Origin of the sequence: Paenibacillus harenae DSM 16969, assembly GCF_000422465.1 — a bacterium.
GTDB lineage: Bacteria > Bacillota > Bacilli > Paenibacillales > Paenibacillaceae > Pristimantibacillus > Pristimantibacillus harenae.
Genome location: NZ_KE383846.1, coordinates 39243 through 62048 on the forward strand (window position 1 = coordinate 39243; position 22806 = coordinate 62048).

Annotated in this window: 11 protein-coding genes; 1 reads left to right on the plus strand and 10 read right to left on the minus strand. The window is 50.6% G+C overall.

The window, feature by feature from the left end:
* Positions 1-31: 31 nt before the first annotated feature.
* Entirely contained in the window at positions 32-1807 is a 1776-nt protein-coding gene (locus tag H581_RS36790; protein WP_051251488.1) for a LamG domain-containing protein, read from the minus strand.
* Positions 1808-2547: 740 nt separating this feature from the next.
* On the opposite strand from H581_RS36790, the gene H581_RS0130730 reads away from it, so the two are divergent.
* Positions 2548-3381 carry an AraC family transcriptional regulator gene (locus H581_RS0130730; protein WP_029192597.1) on the plus strand — a complete coding sequence of 278 codons (834 nt, stop codon included), beginning with the start codon at positions 2548-2550 and terminating at the stop codon, positions 3379-3381.
* A 91-nt stretch (positions 3382-3472) separates the two neighbouring features.
* On the opposite strand, the gene H581_RS35940 is transcribed toward H581_RS0130730, so the two are convergent.
* The 9 genes from H581_RS35940 to H581_RS0130775 form a co-directional block, all read right to left on the minus strand.
* Positions 3473-5557 (minus strand): AbfB domain-containing protein, encoded by a 2085-nt coding sequence (locus H581_RS35940; RefSeq protein WP_084134875.1) that lies wholly within the window; start codon positions 5555-5557, stop codon positions 3473-3475.
* Positions 5558-5838: 281 nt separating this feature from the next.
* Complete coding sequence (locus H581_RS36795; RefSeq protein ID WP_051251489.1) at positions 5839-12807, minus strand: LamG-like jellyroll fold domain-containing protein; 6969 nt, start codon at positions 12805-12807, stop codon at positions 5839-5841.
* Positions 12808-13188: 381 nt separating this feature from the next.
* On the minus strand, positions 13189-14862 hold the full coding sequence (locus H581_RS0130745; RefSeq protein WP_029192598.1) for an extracellular solute-binding protein: 1674 nt from the start codon (positions 14860-14862) through the stop codon (positions 13189-13191).
* Between the two features lie 124 nt (positions 14863-14986).
* Positions 14987-15880, minus strand: a complete 894-nt coding sequence (locus tag H581_RS0130750; protein WP_051251491.1) for a carbohydrate ABC transporter permease — start codon at positions 15878-15880, stop codon at positions 14987-14989.
* Positions 15881-15893: 13 nt separating this feature from the next.
* On the minus strand, positions 15894-16868 hold the full coding sequence (locus H581_RS0130755; RefSeq protein WP_051251534.1) for an ABC transporter permease: 975 nt from the start codon (positions 16866-16868) through the stop codon (positions 15894-15896).
* A gap of 299 nt (positions 16869-17167) precedes the next feature.
* The gene (locus tag H581_RS35950; protein WP_036720678.1) at positions 17168-18451 is read right to left on the minus strand and encodes an alpha-L-fucosidase; all 1284 of its coding nucleotides are present in this window, start codon (positions 18449-18451) and stop codon (positions 17168-17170) included.
* Between the two features lie 164 nt (positions 18452-18615).
* Entirely contained in the window at positions 18616-19812 is a 1197-nt protein-coding gene (locus H581_RS0130765; protein WP_029192601.1) for a response regulator, read from the minus strand.
* A complete protein-coding gene (locus tag H581_RS0130770) occupies positions 19775-21640 on the minus strand; it encodes a cache domain-containing sensor histidine kinase (RefSeq protein WP_029192602.1) in 1866 nt (621 codons plus the stop codon). Before H581_RS0130770 ends, H581_RS0130765 begins: the two co-directional genes overlap by 38 nt.
* A gap of 38 nt (positions 21641-21678) precedes the next feature.
* A complete protein-coding gene (locus H581_RS0130775; RefSeq protein WP_029192603.1) occupies positions 21679-22692 on the minus strand; it encodes a substrate-binding domain-containing protein in 1014 nt (337 codons plus the stop codon).
* Between the last annotated feature and the right edge of the window lie 114 nt (positions 22693-22806).

Here is a 22806-nt window from a genome sequence, read left to right on the forward strand (position 1 = left end):
TCTACTACACTTATGTGTTTAAAAAACACAACTACGATAAGTGTGCCACGATCTCTCTCAATATTCCCAATCCGGCCGCTTCAGCCTTCCGTGCTTCGCGAAGCAGTCTAATTGCTTCCGATTTCAAAATGGGGTCTGATGGATCTGCGCTCTTCGGAAACGGAAATAACTCACGCATTCCTACCCATGCCCGATAACCGGTAAGATAAACATCAGCCGCGTTCATCATCATTTGTTGAAGGGGAACATTCTGAATGGACATACAATGGGTAATCGCCGATTGGGTAAAGAATGGAATCAGATATTGCCGTGCGGATGTAATCCATAAAAGATTATAACTGGTTCCGAATGGACTTGCCGAGCCGTCCTCGAATGCGGTAATCCATGCATCAATAGCGGCAATTCCACTCCTGCGCTCTTTTCCTTCCCATCCATTGTCATCCATGTGGCGGATGGCAATGGAGAGCGCCGCTTTTAATCCTTCCCGATAACTCCTATCTTCCTCCTTGGTGTATCGTGTAACGTTTAGGTGTCGAGCTTCATTCCGGTCTCTGAGCACCAACACAAACATCTCGGGATTTATGGGGACCCCGTTTCGTGAGCGCCTGCCAAAATCATCGTAGGATAGCTCTCCGCCATTTCGTGCATTGATATCGTGGATGTTTAAAACTCTGCGCTTATCATCATATCCATAGATCAAGCCGTGCTCATAGTTATCCAGATTCCAGCCTACGACTGCCATGCCGCGCTGAAGACTATCCCGAACCAAATAAAGCGCTTTATCAACGGTCTCATCGTCCCAATCCCCGTCGTAGAGGTTGGCCGCAAGAACCTCCATGTCAAAACCGAGGTTGTCCAAGGCTGCTCTCAGCAGACTGCCGTCTCCGAAAACATCCATCGGGGAAACCGTCTTATCCGTATTGATAGCGAAGGCCTGTCCTGAATATACCAAAGCCTGCGGTAAACTGATGGGCTTGTTAGAATATTGAAAAGCGCCATATAAAGCCATCGCGAAAGAGTTATAACAATCATTCCAATTAAATGGTTGGCGATCCAAAATTCTTCTTACGCGAATAGGTTTGTTAACCCATTTCTTCGCTGAAGACTTTTTCTGACGTATCGTACTAGGAGGTAGTGGAGCAAACCCAGGATCCCCCCTATATCCATGTTCCGTATACAGCTCTAAAACTTCTTCCTCGAATACCGCCCTGTTATAAATCCGAATATCATCCAACTCTCCATGGAACCAAAAACGTTGTTCATTCGAATTCTTTTTCCCAAAAAAGATAGGCTCTTCCGGGTTTGGGCGCAAAAATCCGGCTTTCTCATCCTGCAATTCGCCATTTATGAAAAGTCGGTGGCGGTCTCCATCAAATACCGCAACAACGTGATACCAAACGCCGCGTTGAATAGGCTGCTTTCCAATCGCATCGGGTGTCACCAACATTCGATGCCAAGTGAAGATTTCCCCTTTCGTACTCAATTGAAATACACGCCGCGACTTATCGGTTTGGCAACCATGATCGTCCTGCGAGATGATGGCATTGTTCCACCCCTTCATCGCGGCTTCCCCATCGTACTTCACCCAGACCGAAACGGACAATGCTTCGGCATAGAGCGGCGGTGGCGGATCCAGCACAATAAAGTCTCCCTGCCCGGAAAAGGAGTAAGCTCGATTGCTCTCCCCAAAACGATTGGCTGTTAGAGCGGCGCCCTCCACCTTGCCATGATAACCATGACCACTCGTATCATCGGCACTTCCATCAAACAGATATTCACCGACTAATCCTTGTCGTAAGCTGCTCAAAAAAACTCCTCCTCGGTATATGATCTTGCTATCGTACGGCCGCCATCTGACAACCTTTCCGTTTCATCATATTCCTCCTATACAAATATTCACATTATCACTGTTCGTCGGACAAATAAGAAATCCTTGTCAAAGTAAAAATTATTCCGCTCACCCTCCTGTTAACGTAACGAAGCTGCCGGTTACTCGGCAGCTTCGTCTTAACTGTTTATTTTCATCTTTTAAATAGCTTCATTCGATCATTTTCTCCTCCAAAACCCTTATGCATACGGGCTTCGGACAATACTGCTTCATTCCGTCCCAATGACCCCAAATACATCCCCGGCATTTTTTCGGCTGCCTAGGCTTTATAAACATATATTCCCCCTCTTTCCCAAAATGGTTTTCCAAATAATTGTTCCTTATACCCAATAACAATATACGCAATCCTTAAAACGGTTCAGATCGTGAAGTTTCTTTTCAATCGCTCAGCCTCTTTCCCAGCCTTCATCTGTTGCTCTGTAATTTGCATCAGTCACTTCACTGACAAATGGAGCAATAGCAAGGAGATCGTTTATTCTAACTCTGACCTTTACATGCTCAACAAATTCATTAACTTGTTCCGTTTGGAGCAATGGCGCGATTTCCAAAAATAAAACAATATTACGATTTCACGATTCCATTTCCGGCTTTTTTTCGTATATAATTGATTTAGTTGGCATGAATATTCATATGATTATAAATTACATGGGAGTGGTTCGATGTACCGCCAATATATGTTGCCTGCCTTCGACGAATATAACTTTTTATGTTTTCCGCATTCGGTCGGGAAAAACACCAAGCCTCTTGATCACAATGTCAATCGCGAATCGGGGGTAAGAGATTTCAGCTTGCATTTCGTGGTAGGCGGCAAGGGATTTCTGGAATTGAACGGGACCGTCTATGCCTTAAAACAAGGAGATGTCTTCCTTCACACGCCGTATCAGAGAATGCGCTACTACACGTCGGAAGACGACCGCTGGGAGATTTACTGGATGCAATTGAACGGAAGCGCCTTGGCGAACTTTATGCTGGAGAGAGGCTTTCACGAATCGTCCCTCTGGTATATGAATGAGAACGGACCGCTCGAGCAAGCCTGGCTGGAGCTGCTTGATGAAGTAGAAGCAAACAACTTCTTGCGACCTGCCAAAATTTCCTCCCTGACCTATGCCGTCATCGTTGAATTTATGTGCAATGCCATACCTTTTACCAATAAAAGGGGGACGCACAACGTTGACCGAATCATTGGGCTGCTTCCGAGGATGCAGGAGAACGCACATCTTCCATTCAACCTTGAAGAGTGGGCGGACAATGCGAACCTAACGCCGAATTATTTCTGCAGTTTGTTCAAAAAGGTAACGAAAATGACGCCTCTCGCTTATATCACGAAATGCCGGATCCAATTGAGCAAGCAATTGCTGCTGGGCGATCAGAGCATTCAAATCAAAGAGGTCGCCATCAACTCCGGCTACCCCAGCGTAAGCTATTTCAATAAAATCTTCATGGAGATGGAGGGTATGACCCCGGGCGAATTCCGAACCATTCATTACAAATAAAAAAGTCGATAGTGACTGTGTTGTTTTTGTAAAGGGCTATCCCTCAGTCGTCTTCGATAACTTTTTGGGACAGCCCCTTTTTCACTTGGCTTTACGGGGCGATTTCAGTAAAAGTCGCATCGGCTTCAAATAACGCTCCTGAACCGATTTGGGCATACAAAAGATTATTTTGGTGGCGCAAATATCTTGTCGAATCCATCCACATTTGGTAGGACGATTTTTGGGCGTCCGCCAATCCCGCTACCCGGCGGAAGGTTGCATCATTTGCGAAAGCTGTCGTGCTGTCGTTCGAATCCAGCCATACTTCTCCATTGGACCGGACACGCAGGTAGCGCCCGGGGAAGTTGACGGACTCGAATGAAACGCCTCTCGAATCAGCCAATCCGGCAACCATCCTGAACTGGGCATCTTGAACCGGGGAAACATCGGCATCGATCCGTGCACGGTTGTTACTGTGTCGGACATAACGGTCCGGGAAGTTATGCGATTGCAAGCGAACGTTTACCGATACCGGTTCCAGCGTCCACTGCTGGTTACCGCCAAGAACATATCGCCATTGCTGTAATAGGGCACCATCCGCGGTGGAGACACCATCCACGTCTACCGGTTTGTTGCTGTGCACAGGGGTGATACGGTGATAACCTTCGCCTACAGGGATAAAAGCAAACCTCTGATTGTCCCCGCCATGATAGCTCCACAATTGAAATCTGGCTGTATGATCCAGGGAAGCGTTTGCTACATCCAGGGAACGTCCGCTCCTTACATCCCTGACGCTGTATTGGCCTCCGCCAAGATGAGTCACGATCCACTGCTGATTCGTTCCCCCATTGGATGTCCATTGCTGAACAGCTGCACCGTTTGTTGTGCCGGCTGTATCCATAGCCTTGCCGCTATGGCGCACAATGAAACGATAGGTGCCGCCCGGAATATTTCCGTCAGAAAGAGTTGCAGTTCCACCGCTGCCGGCCGGCCGGGTATAGAGAAGCGTACCGTATCCGGGTTGGTCAAATGTCGAAGCATGGTTATTGTTTGCGTTCGGGCCGCCTTCAGTTCCTAATAGTTGGACGCGTGCGGCAATATTAGGCACCGATAGCCCCTTGCGGTTTGCATAGTGGTTGTATATCATTGCCCAGACCGGACGCGCATCACCGCGGCCCGAGCTCGATATTACCGTCTGTCTTTGCACTGAGCCGTTTACGCCGGAGCCCCATTCGTAGGTCGCAAAGGGTACGTTATCGTCTCCGTTGTTATATTTGGCAACGTATTCGGCGGCGCGCAGGAAGCGGTTATTTGCCCACCCATACAGATCGTCGCCTTGATTCCAAGCCATTTCAGCTGTTGCAGCCATTAATCCGATACCCAATACCGAATGCGGTTGATCGCGCCCGGACTCCTGCCACTGCGCGAGCCCGCCCGGATGCAGGAACGGAATCGCATTATAGATGGAACCGTTTCCGGCACCGTTTTTAAAGTATTCGATTCCTATGTCGTAGATATCCCGGCGGTCAGTAAAAATCCCTATCGCAACCGTCGCTGCCATATTGCACAGATCCCAGTTCGCCCAGTAATTTTGGATGTAGGCGCCATTGTGATCATCGCCGAATTCATTACCGATAAGGAAGCGCTCGTTAAGAGGCTTGTAAAATACATTGAGCAGCATATCTTGCATCTGGGTCACATTGAACCCGGGATAGTCCCGCATTATCTCTGACGCGTTGGCCAGCTGATATCCGAAAAGTCCGGCAGCCAGATAGCGGTCGGCATTGCCGGTGACCGTCGTAAGTGTGGATGACCAGGCATTCAGAATGTTGACTGCCGTGTCGCCGTGAGCTTTGATGCCGGTAACCTTCCACCTTACGGCATTCTGGAAAGCGCGGGCAACATCGATGTACAGCAAGGCTACATTATCGCCGGTGCCGCCGCGAATGATCGTCTCCGTCGCGCGCGGAGTCCAACCGGACGCTGAAAGCGGGCTGCTCGCCAATCGATCATAACCGTCGCGATACGGCTGTACGTTCGCGTCAACCATCTGTGTCATGCGGTCGAAATCCGCCTGGGTGTGCAGGATGCCGGGATGTACAAAAGGGCCGGTTGTAGCTGCTTCCACTTCCCTAACATTCCCTGCCATGCTTACCAGAAGGCATAACATCATTGAAAAGGCTAAGATCTTCTTCATCTTAAAAATCATCTCCTTTTTTCCTGAATACTCCTACCGTTTTTTTGCTCTAGCAATGTCGGCGTTTACCCAGGTTGCGGTTAATCATGAGGTATTGTGACGGGGATTTCACCGTCATACTCATGCTTAGTGTATTTTCGCTTGCATCACCTCCTTATGGGCTTCAAGTTTCGGCACCAAATTGTAACCGCTTTCAGCTGATTCACTCTTTCAGTTGAATTAGGGAAGGCCGGGTCTGATTACTCTAATCCCCAGCCTTCCCTTCCGGCATTATCCTTCGACTAGATCACAATTCGTGCCCACCGAATCAGAATGTCTGCTTGTTCCTGAGTGAAATATTTTCCGGTTTGATCCTGTACTTGCTTAATATAGTCGGCCATCATGCTCTTGGCCGCGTCAATTTTGCCGCTGCCGGCTGCGGCTTTCGCCTGATCCAGCTTTTGATTGTACGATATGGCCACTGTTTCCCATCCTTTGGCGCCCGTTGTTTGCATAAAGTCGTTCGTCACGGTCTTCAGGCTATCAAAAGTGACCGTTACCGTGAAGGCATGCGAAGTCGTCGTTTTATTGCCTGCCATATCCTCCGCCGTTACGGTTGCCGTATTCTGACCGGATGCCAGCGCATACGCCTTGGATTGAACCAGCGGCTCGACACAAGGTGTACCGTATACGCTCGATATGACATCAGTCGCGCTGCATGTTATGGTGACCGTCTGATCGATCGTATACGAAGCTTCACCCGTTATCTGAACCTCGGGTCCCGTAAGGTCGATTCTGATCTCCAGTAATTCCGCCTCTCCCGGTTCGACGGAACGGCGATACAGAACCTGATGCGTTCCCTCTTGGTTCAGGTTTACAGGCGCGCTGTAGCCAGTCCACGTGTTCCCGCCGTCCAGGCTGTATTCTGCGATTCCCGCAGGAGACAGGGTCATCGTAACCTGAGACGTATACCACCCGTTCTTGCCGCCTGGAGCCACAGGATCCAGGGATGCGGTTACGTCCTTCCACTGCAGCCCTTTGAGCGCCGCAAGCAGCCCTTCGGATGCCGCATCAATCTCGGATGGAGTTGCACTTGCCTGGTTATAGACGGATTGGGCTTTCAAGATTTCCGCCTGAAGTGCTTGTACGCTCTCCTCTTTGTAAAGGCCGGTGTCGATCGCGGCGGCTTCTTCAAGCAAGACCGGAATTAAAGTGTTGTCAATCCACTTCGCCGCCGAATTGTTCATTGCAGACTTGATTTCTTCTGCGCTCAAGACGGAATTATACACGCGGAATTCATCAATCATGCCGTTTAACAGCGGATCGGGCCACTGGCTTTTGCCGATGTAATTGACGCTTGGTTTAAAATCGCTCGGCTTGATTGTACTGCTCGCTGATGCTTTCAGCTCACCGCCCACATACAACTTCGCCGTACCGCCGCCCAGCGTCACCGCCACATGAACCCATTGGCCCGCCGGCAGCTGCGACGTTTGCACCATTTGCTCGCTGCCGCCGTTCTTGATCGCGAAGCGCAGCGTATTATTGCCTGATCTCGGCGTTAGGAACAGATTTTGATTCGTGTTGTTGCCGAAATCAAAGATCCGCTGCCACTGGTTGCCGCCCTTCCAGTAAACCCACGTTGCCAAGGTGATCTCATCATATTCGGCAAGCGGATGCGTCTTAGGCAGCGTCACATAATGTTTTCCATCCAAATCGATGGCTTGCCCAACCTTGCCGGCCGTATAAGCAGGGGTTCCCTCTACGGTTCCGTCAGACGAGCCGATGGAGTTGTCCGCGTTGTCTTCGAACGAATAAAGCGACAACGGCACTTGATCGAGCTGCCCTTCAGCCTGCTCAAGCTCGGCCAGAAGCTGCGCTTTGTCGGCGTCCGGTTTGACGATTTCCGCCTGAATCCGTTCCACTTCCTTAAGGTACAGGTAGTAGCTTCCTTTCGTGTAATCTTCCGCCGGCAGAATGTTGAGATTGACCTTGAAAGGAATCGTTTGGCTGACCTCAAACAATCCGTTGCCGACCGCAAAGGTTACCGGATGGATGCCGTAATCGGCTTGATCAGGAGTCCAGCTGAATATGCCTTTCGCGGCGTTGAACTCCGCGCCTTCAGGCAATTCACCGGCACGGTATACGAGTGGTTCGCCCGTCGGATCGGAAACCGGCACCTGGTAGGCGAACGGCTGCTCCGCCGGCAACTCAACCGTCGTGACCGGCTCGAACACCGGCTGCCCTTTCACCGTGATTTTGATCGTTCTGGACGACGAAAGCTCGCCCGCCGCCGCGTTAAACGTTACAGCATGAACGCCGCCCTGTTCTCGGCCAGGCGTCCATGCGAACGTTTGAGTTGCCGCATCAAAGGACGCTCCCGCCGGCAGATCAATTGCCCCATATGTCACATCGGCCGCCGCATTCACCGCTTCAACACGGAACGCAAGCGCGCTCTCCGCTACCACGGTTTTGTCTCTCAGCGAATCCAGCACCGGCATGCCTGCGATGTACGCCAGCGCATCGAATGCAGCCAGCAGACGGTTGTCCGCAACGTCCACATCTTTCTGGGTTGCATCTGCATTGTCCAGCACCGCCGATGCACCGGCCGCTTCCGACACAAAAGCTTGCAAGCTTTCAGCCGTATAGATTCCGGCTTCCTTAGCAGTCGCCGCTTCGTCCAGCAAGAGCGCGAGCAGCGTCTTGTCAACGCCGATTTCAAGGAACTCGATCTCTTCAAAATTCACGAAGCCGTTATGATCGTCGTAGATCCGGATATAACGATATGGCGTCGAATCCTGGTTGATAGCGGAATACCATTTATATTCGGATACTCCTGCAATGCGGTGCAGATCCGTCCAAGTCTGCCCGTCATTAGAGCCCTTAAAAACGGTGTTATTGACACGGCTGACAATATTCCTCCTCGGAAGGTAGCGGAACGTATCGACCGCTTTTTCATTTCCGACGCCAAAATCGACATCCACCCAGCTCACAGCAGACCTGGTGTGGGCGATCGTGTCGGGATTTTCATCGAACAAATACCAAGCGTTCTGTTCCTCGGAGATGTTATCGTTTTGCCAGAATTTTTCCGATGCTTTGGCCATTGGAGGTTCCATCTCCACTTTCATCAGCAGCGTCCGGACCGAAACGAGCAGATTCTTCGCATCGAAGATTTCGTTAATCAACGCTTTCTCGTCGGCTTCTGGCCTCACCATCTCCGATTGGATGCGGTCCAGCTCCTTATGGAACAGGTAGAAGCTCACCTTCGTATAATCGGAAGCCGGCAAGCTCCGCGCATCCTCTAACAGGATATCAATCGAATCCGCATAAGCGTTTACGGTGGCCGAGAACGGTTGCGGGGAGCCGTCGCCGTGAACGGCCATCACCTTATAATGCACGCTGCCGAACCGCAAGCCGTCCTGGAATGAAGTCGCTCTTGTACCCGTGAGAACCTCTTCCCAAGGGGAACCGTCCTCCAACTCGGTTGTGCCTGTTCTCAATACCGGATCGGTCAAGCTCGCCTCTTCATCATTGGTGCGGTACACATTGAACCAGGAGGCTTGCTTCGGCTTGTTCCAGTACAGCGTCACCTGATCCTTCACTTTGGCGGTGAAAGGAGTGACGATTCCTGCCGGAACTACCGTAACCGCTACCTCGCTGAATGCAGCCTCGCTTGCGGCGACAACGCCGGTATAGTAGGCGTACGGCAGGAAAGTAATCATCTTCGTGACATATTTCCAGTCTGTGCCGTCCTTGGAGACGAACGCGTACACCGTCTGCGAGTCATGATCCCGCATTAGCTTGATATACGGATACTCCGCCGCCGTATAGCCTTCAATGTTTGCGTTCAACGGACTTGCAGCCTGATTGGACCATTGGTGCATCGAGATCCGCGTACGGTTCTGAAGCACGAGGTTGCCGTTCTCATCCGAGCCGAAATAGATATAGCGGGCCTTGTCGGCGGTGAGCCGGTCGCGCAGCATGATGCCGCTTGCTTCACCGGCCGCGCTGTCCAGCTTCGCGCTGATCGAGCTGTTTCCGGCTGCGACCTGACTGACAACATGCAGCGAATCGTTAATGTCCCGCTTGTAAATGTGATTGTCGTCCCCTTCGCCCAGACCCGTCCCGTTAGCGGAGCCGATCGAGATAGACGAACCGTCGATCACAGCGCTTCCTGACGTACCGCCGAGACGGTCGTCCCGCCATGCCGTTCCCGGCAGGCCGGATACCGGCGCCGTCAAATCGACCTTTGCGCGCCAGGAATCCCAGCCTGCTCCGTTCCCGTTTACTGCGGCGACCTTGTAATAGTAAACCTTGCCGTTCTGAACCGTTGTGTCCTTGTAATCGTTGCCTTGAACCCCCGTTGCGACGGTCGTATAAGGACCCTCTTCCGATTCCGAACGTTTAATTGTGTAGGATTGTCCGCCGGAGGTTGTTTTCCAGGAGACGCCGACATAACCATTGCCTGCCAAAGCGTTCACAAAGTCAACATGGAACGGCTTCGGAGCAAGCTCGATATCCGATGTTAATTTCAATACCATTGCAGATTTGGGCGCTATGGTCACTTTTCCGCCCGCGACCGGAACGTTCGATCCCGTTACGAGGTCAAGCACCGTACTGCCGCTGAAATCCGCCGGCAGTTCAACGTCGAACGATTGTTCATTGCCATATGCCTCGCGTGTCGTGTTGAAAACCATGAAATATTTGCCGTATCTGGACGTTTGCAATTCCGGATAACCGGAATAAGGCGTGTCCGCTTCATGATTGTCACGGTCTACGGTCCCGACGCCCGGTTGATAAGAAATCGGCGCAACCTCGCCAACGAGCGCTTGCGGAGCTCCGCTCACTGAAGCTCCCTGAGGCGACATGTAATCGGTATCGAAATAAGAAGGACGAATATAGTAGTCTTCATACCGGAACCGGTTGTTGGTGGCGATCTGAACGACGTGACTGTAGTTGTCTTTCATCACATTAAGCTTGCCGTTGCTTACCGAACCTTTATTCCGGTAGAAGAGCGCGCCGAACATTCGGAAATCGCCGTCTTTTACCGACAGGTACAGATTGTCGATATCCGCCCATGCAAACTGCTCGTAATCGGCCGGATTGACGCCCAAGGCAGCGATTTCTTCGGGCTTGTAATAATCGAAATCGGTTTGCGGAAGAACTACCCCGGCCATCGCGTTGCCGCCGAACCGGCTGAAATTGGCCCGATCTCCCGTAACGTACTTGTACGCCTCGGCAAGACGGTAATTCCGCGAGCTGTTTGTTCCGCTGTTGCCGAAGTCGTTAGCGTTGAATAACTGGCGATCCGCAAGCTGCTGCTGTACGAAGCCAACCGCTTCTTTCGCATACTGCCAGTACTCGTCCCACTCCGGACCGCCGTATTTTTGCTCGTTTTGGGCCATCATCATTTCCAGAGAAGCATGCTGTATTCCCATTCCAAGCCCCACTCTAGCGCCGTACGCAGTGAACCCGGTTGAACTCTGATTTCGCTCATCCGTCACTTGTTCCGCTCTCATGACTCGTTTTCCGTTGTCATCCAGAGATGAGTAACGGACAAATCCGCGGGCATGAATGTTTTTTAGCGCCGCTTTCAGAAGCTCGTCATTGATTTCCTCGTCGCCGGCATGGCCGAGCGTTTTATAGAAAAAGTTCAGAACGTAGTTTGCCGCTTCGCCATAGTTGGCGACATAGCCGTTTTCTCTGGTCAGTCCCGCTTCCGTCAAGCCGGTGTAATGCTCGCCGTACGGCTTGCGGCGCACCACGCTGCCGTTCTCGTCCAGCTTGCTCTTGGCAAGTCCTTTACCGACAACGTGAACGAAATCGTCTGTAAATTTCGCTTGCCCGTCATGGTAGAACAGGGAATGATACAGATCCAGCTCTTCGCCGCTGGGACCGACCAGCACCTCTTCGCCGAGGAACGACCGGATCCCTACGGCCTCCAGCAAAATTTGATGGCTGCGCTCCTTGCCTTCAAAGAACGGAGAGCCGATGATGCGCAAGCCTTCGTGAGCTTCCCACGCGCCTTCATAAGTATAGAGCATCTGGTTATAGATATAGGACAGACGCGCGCGGGCAAAGTCGAAGTTCGCTTTCAGCACGCGTTCCCACGCTTCGCGTCGCGTCAGCTCGCCGCCGTTCCAGTCCACGCCCGCAAGAGAAAATTCGCCTTCGGTCGATCCGGTGACGAACGGCTCATCCAGAAATGCATTGAACGCATCTTCCCCATAAGCGGAAGAGTCCTTGATCAGGTTTTCCGCGATGTACAGCGCTTCGCCGAGCGCGCCGTAGTAGCCGCCCCAGTCTCCCTGATGGCCTCCCCTCAGCACCAATCTTGTATTGCGGTAATAATCCTTGACATGGTTGTCGATCGTTTTGAAGATACGCTGCAGCGCCGCCTGTTTCTCATCCGGCGTCTGCGCCGGAGACCAGCTGTATTTTAAAGCGCTCGCGTAAAATTTCAATTCATCCTGATAACGGATGATCGATAGCTTGCCGCCGGCATTGGAATCCACTTTGGCCGAATAATGGTTAAACAGGTTGATCATGTCTTGCATATAGCTGTCGATTCTCGCCTGCTTCTCCTCATTCGTCAAATCCGCCGCCACAATGGTGTCCGGATTCTGATCTTCCTTAAACTTATAGCCTTGCGGTTCTCCTTCCACATTCAGATAGGCCTGCGTATGGGCGTAGGCGCTATAGAAGCCTCTGGAAGAAGCCGTTACATTTCCCCACTGATTAAGCGTTCGTATCGTGATTTCAACGGTCTCTTTCCCGTATGTGGACTCCAGCGGAAGCATGACCGTATTGTAGTAAAAGCGATTCGGCAACCACGCGCCCTTGCTGATAGCTTCATAATCGCCATGTCTTAAGAAACCGACCTGCTCGCCGTTTATATTGACCACGCTGTTATAGCCCGAAGTGTTGTCTTCTCCCGCTAGTTTCAAGGTAAAGTAGTTGCGGAGATACGGATCGACCTTCATCGTAAACGTCAGATCCCCGCCCTGATCTTCCTGCGGTGCGAGCGGATTCGACACCCGGGCGGTTTCGCCCTTGAATCCGGTGATCACGCTTGTAAAGTCGCCTTTAAAATTGTGAGCGCTTTCAGAAACGCCGTTCCCGAAGTCAAGCTTGTCCAAATAGTCCGTGTCTTCATTCGCAGCATATACTCGATCAACCCCTTCAGGGATGATGAATTGCAACAGCATAACTGTCGACAGACAGACAGATAAGATGCGCGTTGCCACGGTTCTTTTCTTTTTACTCCAATACATGTCAACTTTCCTCCTTAAAAATAATAAAAGAAACGCTCCATCCATTCTCCTTTCCTAAAGTTTGCCGCATTTTGCTATGTTCTTGCCTTGCATCACCCCTTTAGCCAAGAATGAACTAACATTATATTACTACTATAAGTTATTAGTTATCCAATATAAATAAAATAATATTATAAATTATATAACAAAATTATGATTTTAAATCTCTCTCCGGGTGCAGACTGGTCCAGGATAACCCTCCTGTCGAGCAAAGAAAAAGAGACCATCACCTCAGTAGAAATAATCTTCTGGGATAGCCCCTTTTCTCAAGATCATAATCCGTTCCGAACAAATGGTTGAGCGGGATTACTCCTGCTCAACCATTTGTTCAACCGCTTACATTTACTTCGCTGCATTGTCCATCGCTGTTTGAATGATTTCCAAATAACGGTTCAGCTTCAGCTTTTCAAATCCTGCAACGTAAGAGTCCCAATCTTTATCCAGCTTTTTGTTTCCGGTGATGAATTGGATCATATTTTCTCCAATATATTTGTTGATATCCGTAGCCAGCAATCCGAATTCGTCTACTTCCGCCGGATCGATGAACAAGCCACTTGGAAGTATTTCATCCGGCTGGCGTCCGTCATAAAGCTTAGTCGCCTGGTACAATCTGAGCTCGTACCCTTCGCGAGACATGATATCCTGGGCAACCGCCCAAGACGCGCGGTGCTCTGCCGTCTTGACGAACGTACCGATCTCACTCCACGCATTGTTCAGCGCCCTCGTTTCTTCCGGCGTTTTGGAGATCAGCTTGTATTGGGCCGGTTCTCCGTTCATATCCAAATCGCCTGCCGCTCCGCGCTCCCAGTTCACGCCTTCTTCGCCCATTGTCATCCGGACCGTGCCCTCTTCGGACGCCATATAATCGGCGAGCCTGATGGCGGCGATTTGCTGCTCTTCGGTTGCCTTGTTAGTGATGGCAAAGTACGAAGCCCAGATTCCGCTACCGCCAGCCCCTGCCAGTTGAACGCCGTTCGGCCCCTTCAACGGAGGAATCGGCATATACTGTTGATGGACAGGATTGTCGGGCGGGATAAAGACATATGGATGCAACGCCGGAGCGACGCCCACCGTCGCAATCCCTTCCCTATTGGCCACTTGCTTATACGCCTCGCCGTCTTGGGACAAAGCGCCGAGATCGATTAAACCTTCTTTGTACAGTGAAGCAACGTATTCCAACCCTGCTTTAAACTCCGGCTTGTTTGCGGTTAAATCCACCTGGCCGTCATTGACCGTCATATAACAAGCGCCGCTATTGCATTCGCCTGGGTTGTTGTTAAAAATGAAGGCATTCATTAAATAAGATTCCAAACGGTTACCTTTGGAGCCGCTCAACGGTACCTCGTCATTCTGACCGTTGCCGTTCAAATCGTTATTTTTGAAGGCTCGAAGCACTTCCCTGAACTCCTCCGTCGTTGTCGGCACATCCATATCGACTGCCTCTAACCATTCCGTGTTAATCCACATCTTGGAGCCGAAGCCGCAGTGATAGCATTCGTTGATCGCCGGCAGTGCGTAAATGTTGCCGTCAGGCGCGGTAACTCCCGGTTTGTAGTAATCAATTTCTTTCATACGCTGCTTAATATTAGGAGCATGCTCCTCTATGAGATCGTTTAGCGGAATATATACGCCTTGCTTCCCCAACCTCATCTGTTCCGCAGAAAAAATCGGGTCGGACCAGGTCAGCATGAATACTTCCGGATAATCCCCGCTATTAAGGGTAAGCTGTCTCTGGTCTTTGATTACTTCATTTGAGTAGACTTGGATATCCAAATCGATATTCAACAATTCTTCTACTTCTTGCGTAAACTTGTTGGTATTATAATCCTGCTCAGGATCGCCGGCCATAAAAACCGAAAGTTTTACAGGCTCTGTGTTCTCTTCGTTTGGTTGCGTCGTGCCGGTTCCCTCGCCGTTCGTTTCGTTATTGCCTCCGGTTTCGTTGGAGGAACAGCCTGCCAACACCAAACTGACAATAAGCAGCAGGCCTAAAAATCGCGCCAATGGTTTCTTCATATATAAACCTCCCTTGTATTTGCCAAACCGTTCGTCTTTCCAAGTCATATCATTCTCTGCATCTACAAAACCCGTTTTATTCAGCAGGTTTACAATGCGCTCACCTCCCTCGAAGAATGACATCCTAGCCCTTCAAAGACCCGATCATAACCCCTTTGACAAAATGTTTCTGAATAAACGGATACAAAATGAGTACCGGCAAGCTGGAGATGACGATCAACGCATATTTCATTTGCTCAGCCACCCCTTGTCTCTCCATGGCTTCCGTAATGTTTGTCGGATTTTGATTTGCATTGAGAAGCAATATATTTCGAAGGACCAGCTGCAGCGGATACAGATCAGAGTCTCTGATATAGATCAATGCGTCGAAATAAGCGTTCCATCGTGCTACGGCAAAGAACAACACAAGAACTGCGATGATCGGCTTAGACAGCGGAAGCACGACGCGCATCAGAAACCCGATATCGCTGCATCCGTCAATTTCGGCCGCTTCCGCCAACTCATCGGGTATCGTGTTCTGGAAGAAGGTCCTCGCGATAATAATTTGAAAAACACCAAGCGCCTGCGGAATAATCAAGGCCCATCGCGTATCCAGGAGATGCAGATCCCTTATGACCAAATACACCGGGATTAATCCGCCCGAGAACAACATCGTGAAGGTCAGCAAAAACATTAGCAGATTACGCCCGTAAAAGGTTTTGCGCGAAAGCGGATAGGCCATCATAATGGTGACTGTGACAGCTACCAGCGTGCCTGCCGCCGCATAAAAAACAGAATTACCGAACCCGACCAGAACTTGCGAATTTTTAAATACGGTCTCGTAACCTACCAAGGTGATATCGACCGGATACAACCACACCTTGCCGGATATAACGGCGAACGGGCTGCTGAATGACGCGCTGACAATATAAATCAACGGATAAAGCACAGCCAATACGCATATCGACAGCACTACATAGAGTATCACAAGCAGCAATCTGTCCCCTGGTGATTCTTTTATCGTTTTTTTTGCAATCATGTCGATCCTCCCTTTACCACAAGCTGCTTTTTGTAATCTTCCTGGCCACCGCGTTGACGCTGACTAGAAGAATCAGATTGATAATGGAATTGAATAGCCCGACGGCTGTCGCATAACTGATATTCGAATTGAGTAAGCCGATTTTATACACATAAGTAGCGATGATTTCCGATGACCCCGCATTCGCCGCATTTTGCATTAAATAAATCTTCTCAAATCCGACAGACATAATGCTGCCAACTGCCAAAATCAATAAAATGACGATTGTGGGGAAAATGCCGGGAAGATCGACATTAATAATCTTCTGCCATCTCGACGCCCCGTCCACTTTGGCGGCTTCATACAGCGTAGGGTCGATACCCGACAATGCCGCAAGATATATAATGCAGCTGAAACCGGCGTTCTGCCATAGGTCCGACCAGACGACAAGCGATTTGAAATATCCGGGCTCTCCCATGAAATTGATTCTGTCCATGCCTAATGAAGCCAAGAAATTATTCAAAAGGCCGGATTGAGGTCCGAGCAGCAGCGATAACATCGAAACGATAATGACCGTTGAGATGAAATGAGGTGCATAGGTCACCAACTGCACGAACTTTTTGAAACGTTTGCCGACTTCATTTAATGCAAGCGCCAAAATGATCGGAATGGGGAACCCGACGAGCAGACCGTAAAGACTTATTCCCAAAGTATTTTTTATGATAAGCCAGAAATAGGGCCCTTCGAAAAAATAAATGAAATGTTTGAATCCCGCCCACGGACTCCCTGTAATCCCTTTCACAATGTTGTAATCTTTAAATGCCACTGTCGCTCCGTACATCGGATAATAGTTGAAAGTAATAAGAAAGCATATCGGCAATAAAATAAGCAAATAAAATTGCCAATGCCTCATTATTTTTTTGACTGCCGTTTTTCTCGGCGACTTCTTTTGAAACGGCAACGGTTTACCGGCGACTGCGGATTTCAGAGCGATCTCCTCCTTTAGCATGTGCACTTCCGATGATGATGTCGTTTGGCGAAAAAAGGTTGACAGCGCTTTCAGATCAATTGCAAATTCGAAGCCATCCGTCCGGCGATTGTCAATTTTCACCAACATAAAACATAATTACTATGCAAATATATTATAAGCCATTGATATTTCTGTATAAATAGAAATATAATATGAACTCTATAACAATATTACGATAAACCCCCCCTTCACCCAGCTTGCATTCCACTCGGAACATGATTCGTATACTAGGCTAGAATAAGAGACCGAATCTGATAGCCGGTCCCCCCGATTCTGCCTCATGGTTCTACAACCAGCTTAATAACGGTATCAAGCGGTTGCCATTTTTCTTTAGGAACTTTGATGGATATTCCCTGCTCATCTTGTTCGAAAGGAACCTCGCTGCCGTCCAGCAATTGGCAGCTCACGATTTGCCGCGGAGGTGCCGGCAAAACCATTTCGTCAAATACCGGCATATCTTGCACATGCAAATAGAGATGGTTTCCCTTGCAGGTCATGCCGTAAATATGGTCGACCGGCTCGAGCGGTCCCGGCCGCGTGCCGTAAATGGCTTCACCGTTTTTCTTCATAAACGCTCCGATTTGCTTCAATCGCTCTACTTGGCTTGCCGGTATTTCCCCATCCGGATTGGGAGCTACGTTGAGCAGCACATTTCCGCCGCGGACGAAACAATCAATCATGATTTTGATGATGTCATCGAGCGGCATGACTTTTTCTTCCGGTTCGTAGGACCAATGATACGCGATGGTGAAGCATTTCTCCCAATCGATGGGAATGATGTTGCCGGTAATGTCATGCGGACCTTCGTCGCATTGAAAATCACCGGTCCAGCCGGATCGCGGATTGATTACGCATTTCGGCTGGTTACTCCTTACCATCTCGTTTAACCTTACCGGCTCCCAGAACCATGCCGCATCGGCATCCGATCCGGAATGAGCCAGCCAGCCTCCGTCGTACCATAGAATATCGATCGTCCCGTATCGCGTGGTCAGCTCCCGGATTTGCTCATAGCCTTGTTTTTTCATCAACGCCGCGTTGTCCGCCAGCTCCTTCGGCTTGAAATATCCGGAAAAGCGCCAATCCATAGGCGAATAATACAGACCGACCCGGAGTCCGGCTTGACGAAAGGCATCCGTATAGTCTTGAACAAAATCGCGTTTCGCGGCGGAATGCATACTGTCGAATCGTCCGTAGCTGCCCGGGCTGTTCCATAGCGCAAAGCCGTCATGATGGCGGGTTACCATGACCGAATACCTCATTCCGGCTTCTTGGGCCAGGTTGGCCCACTCTTCCGGGTTCCATTTCTGCGGGTTAAACTGACCGGCCAGATTCGCATAATCGTCAGCGGGAATTTTATCGTTGAACATGGCCCACTCGCCGCGTCCAAGCATGGAGTAAAGTCCCCAATGGACGAAAAGGCCGAGCTTGGCATCCCGCCACCATTCCATGTCCTCATCAATAAGGTTCAGCCAAGGGGCCTCTATGCCTTCACGGCTTTTCAGCTTAATGCTGCTTTTCAGCATGGAAGAAAGCTCGGCATCTTGTAATTGTTTCTTTGTCATGTTCTGTGAAACTCCTTTGTGTAAAACATAATTACTTTATTTATATATTATAAATCAGATTTTACCCTAGTGAAATGACATTATATTATATTTTGTATAACAAAATTACGATTTAAATAAACAAAAGAGCAGCCCTCAAGGCTGCTCCTCATCTGCATCATGTTTCAGTGCAAATGCTTACGGTATTGATTCGGGGACAAGCCCGCGGCTTTCTTGAACGAGGTGCTGAAATAATGCTGCGATTCGTAGCCCGTTCTCTCCGCGATTTCATTGATCGACAAGTCGGTTTCGCTAAGCAGGCGAATCGCTTGCTCGATTCTGGTATGGGTTAGAACGTTGATGAACGAGGCGCCCACTTCCTGCTTAAACAGCCTGCTCAAATAAACGGCGGATACGTTCAATTCATGGGCAACGCCTTCAAGCGACAAATCCCGGTCCGCGTAACGTTCCGCGACCAATGCCTTCGTCCGGCGCACGAGCGGGGTTAAGCGTGTTTCATTGTTCACCGAAGCCTTGGCCTCCGCGTAAAGCAGCGGCACGTTGCCGGCCTGATTCGGCAGGTAGCTGGCCACGATCGCGATCTTGAGATACTCGGCAACGTCCAGCTCGATTTGCCTGAATACGGATGCGCCCGGCTTGCCCCATATCAATAAGACAATAAGTCCGACTTCATCCCGAAAATGAATGCATGTGCATTTCCGAAGATGCTCCTCCACAATATTTTCGATCGCAAACAGGAGAAGCTGCCGGTCCTTCTCGGAATAAAACGCTTTGCCTTTCGATTGCTCGGGCCATCGGATAACGCCTACATAATCCGGGGCTTCTTCCGGCATCCTCAAGAAGGCAAGCTGTCCGGCAACTTCCTCCGGTCCGAGATCGCCCTTCATCCATTCCAGGCAGAACCGCTCGCGGAGAAGGGCAAAGTTTTTCTCGATCTGCCTTGACGCCATCTGCAGCAGTTCCTCGTTGACCGACGTTTCCTCCAGCTTATGAACCAGCTTTCTCATCACTTCGGCCAAAGCCGACGGATTGACCGGCTTCAGAATGTAATCGTCCACTTCCAGCTTAATCGCTTCATACGCATAGCTGAATTCGTCGTGGCCGGTTATAATAACGATCTTGCACTGCGGAAGCCGCTCACGGATATGGCTGATCAAGGTCATGCCGTTCATGATCGGCATGCTCAAATCAACCAGCAGGATTTGCGCTTGCTTCTCTATCGCTAATTCCAAAGCCTCTTCGCCATCCTCCGCCTCCCCCACGACCTCCAGCTTCAGCTCCTCCCACGGAATCGAAGTCCGGATTCCTTCCCGGATAATCGCTTCATCGTCCGCGATTAATGTCCTCCACTTGCGAATCATGTGCGTTTTCCCCCCTCCGACGAATAACGGGATGACAGATCTTCACGATCGTGCCGCTTTTCTCCTTGCTTTCTATCGTAAGTCCGTATGGCTCGCCGAAGCCGAGCCGAATGCGTTCCTGCACATTGCGCAAGCCGTAGCTTGCGGTTGCGGTTGATCCCTTCGCCGTTTTCGCGCTCGCAGCGGCTGCCGAGACAGACGCAAGCGTCTCGCGTAATTCGGCAAGCCTCGCTTCCGTCATGCCGACGCCGTCATCCTCGATGACCACTTCCAGCATGCCGGCCGTCACGCTCGCCCGAATGGCGATCATGCCGGGCCCTCTGCGTTCCTTAATGCCGTGATAAATCGCATTCTCCACCACCGGCTGGAGGATCAGTTTCTGCACGAACAGGTCGCCGCAGGTTTCGTCCACGTCGATGCTGTAGTTCAGCTTGTCCTTATAGCGGGTTTGCTGGATCTTCAAATAGCTGCGGATATGATCGAATTCATCGGCCAGCGGAATGATCTCCCGTCCTTTGCTGAGCCCGATCCGGAACAGCCTCGACAGCGCCTCCACCATTTCCGCCGCTTGCTGCGCTCCGTCCTTGCGTGCGAGCCACTGGATCGTATCCAGCGTGTTGTACAAAAAATGCGGCTGGATATGGGCTTGCAGGCTGCGCAGCTCCGCCTCCCGCTTCAACCGCTGCTCTTCCCATACTTGCGACAGCAGCCGGGTGATTTGCGACAGCATTTTATTGAAGCTGCGCCCCAGCATGCCGACTTCGTCCTCCCGCTCTTCGGGAATCCGGATGCTCATATTGCCTTCTTCCACCTTGCGCATGAAGGACGACAATTGCAAAATCGGGCGGGAGATCGAATGGGATAAATAATACGATGCGGCAATTCCGAGCATGCATACGACAAACACGAAAAAAATCAAATACAAGTTAATGTCCCGAATTTCCTGCGTGCTGTCCTGTATGTCGAACACGCCCACTGTCGTCCAATTGGTGAAGGCCGACTTCTGGTAAATAAACTGCAGCTCCTGCCCGTTCACTGTCTGAGAAAACGTGCCGGACGGCTGTCGGCCGAGCAGCGCCGTATCCACGCTCCCGATTTTGGAGTTCTGCGGAGCATAGATTTGTTCCCCGACATCGTTGATGACCATTAAATAGCCGGATTTGCCAAGCCTTACATTGCGGACGGTCTCGGCTACGACCCGCAGCTTAAGATCGATCAGCACGACCCCCTGCGTACGCTGCGTATCCGGATCTTGAATCGCCCGAACGACCGATACGACCTCGTTGTCCCGGTAATTGGCATGCGTCGTCACGTTCCGGTCGTACGGGTGCCCGATCATCGTGAATATACCCTTGGCGTCGACCGCTTTCCTGTACCAGTTCTCCTCCGTTAAGCTTCGGCTGCTCTTCGCGTACATCTCGTTGCTGAAATAGTCGCCGTTTGCCCTCACCACCATAATGCCGGCGACCTCGGAATAAAGCGTCGTGAAGCTTTGCAGAAATTTGGACAGCTCATACTGTTTTTCATTCTCGTCGACCGCAGGATAGCCTTCGTTCAGAAAGGACTGGACACCCGTATTCATCGCTATAAAGTAAGATATGTTTTGAATATTGCCGGCATGGGAATCCAGAGATTTATTGACGTGATCGATGAGCTGCATCGTGTGCCCGTTCGCCTGCTTCTCAACGATGCCGTTGACCGTCCACGCCATTAACAAGCCGATGCATAATGCCGGAAGGATGCTGATCAGCAGAAAATGAAAGATGAACTTGTAACGAATCGACCAGTTGTTAAGCTGAAGCCATTTTTGGTGCAGTTTGAATGCCATCTTGCGCTCACCTTCCGCTTGCCGCATATACGGATCTTTTATTTTGCATAAAAATGATCGACATTGGCTGATGTGACCACCGTAATGCCTGTATCGACATTGACCGGCAAAGGAGGCACGTCCGCTTGCCACCAATCCGGCATCGGGTCCGCAAGCTCATGGCGAAGATGGAAGAGCTGCATCAGCGACCAATACCCCATGCTCCACGTTCCTTGCGCAAGAGTGGCGGATATCGTACCGCTTTTGACCATATCCAGCGTCCTCTTGTCCGTATCAAAGCTGATAATGTTGACCTGATCCAGCTTGCCTGCCCGAAGGATCGCATTGCCGGCTCCCACGCCGCCGTTCGCTTCCGTTACGAAGATGCCCCGCAGATCCGGATTGTCCTCCAGCAGCTCCAGGGTTTTCTGCTCGGATACCATTTGGTCGCCTTTGCCGTCCATAATGCCGACGAGCCGCAGCTTCGGAAACTCTTCGCGAAGCGTATCCTTGAAACCGCGCGTCCGCTCCTGATGGTTTAATTGATTAGGATGGGTAATGATGCCGACTTTTCCGCTCCCGCCCGTTAACTCGGCCATCTTCCTCGCGGCCGTGACGCCGGCGTTATAATTATTCGTGCCGATAAAGGAATACGCTTTGCTGCCAGGCGCGTCCGAATCGAACATGACGACCGGAATGCCCGCTTCCACCGCTTTGTCGATCGCCGCATTTAGCGCTTCGGAATTGATCGCGCTTACGGCGATTCCCGCAGGATTGCGGGCGATGACCTGCTCCAGCACCATCACCTCTTCCTGCACGTCATATTGCGTCGATCCCCGGTACTCCACCGATACGCCAAGCGCCTCCGCGGCATCCTCGAACCCTTTCAAGCCGTTCTTCCAATAATCAATGCCGGTCAAAAAATTGACCATCACGTATTTCTCGTCCGTCTGCCCGTGCAGACCGGCCGTATCGTTCAGCAGCCCGCTGTCGTCCTCCCTGATAAAAGCCACATACAAATAGGCGATAAGCGTTCCGATCAGAACGAGATATACGAGTAAAAGCTTTTTCAACGCCGCTCCCCCTATCTAACAGCCTTAAACCGCTTTCATAATCATACGGCAACGAAGCGCGGGGGGTCCACTGCCGTGAACGCCTCCGCGCTTTTGCAAATCATTTAAAATTGA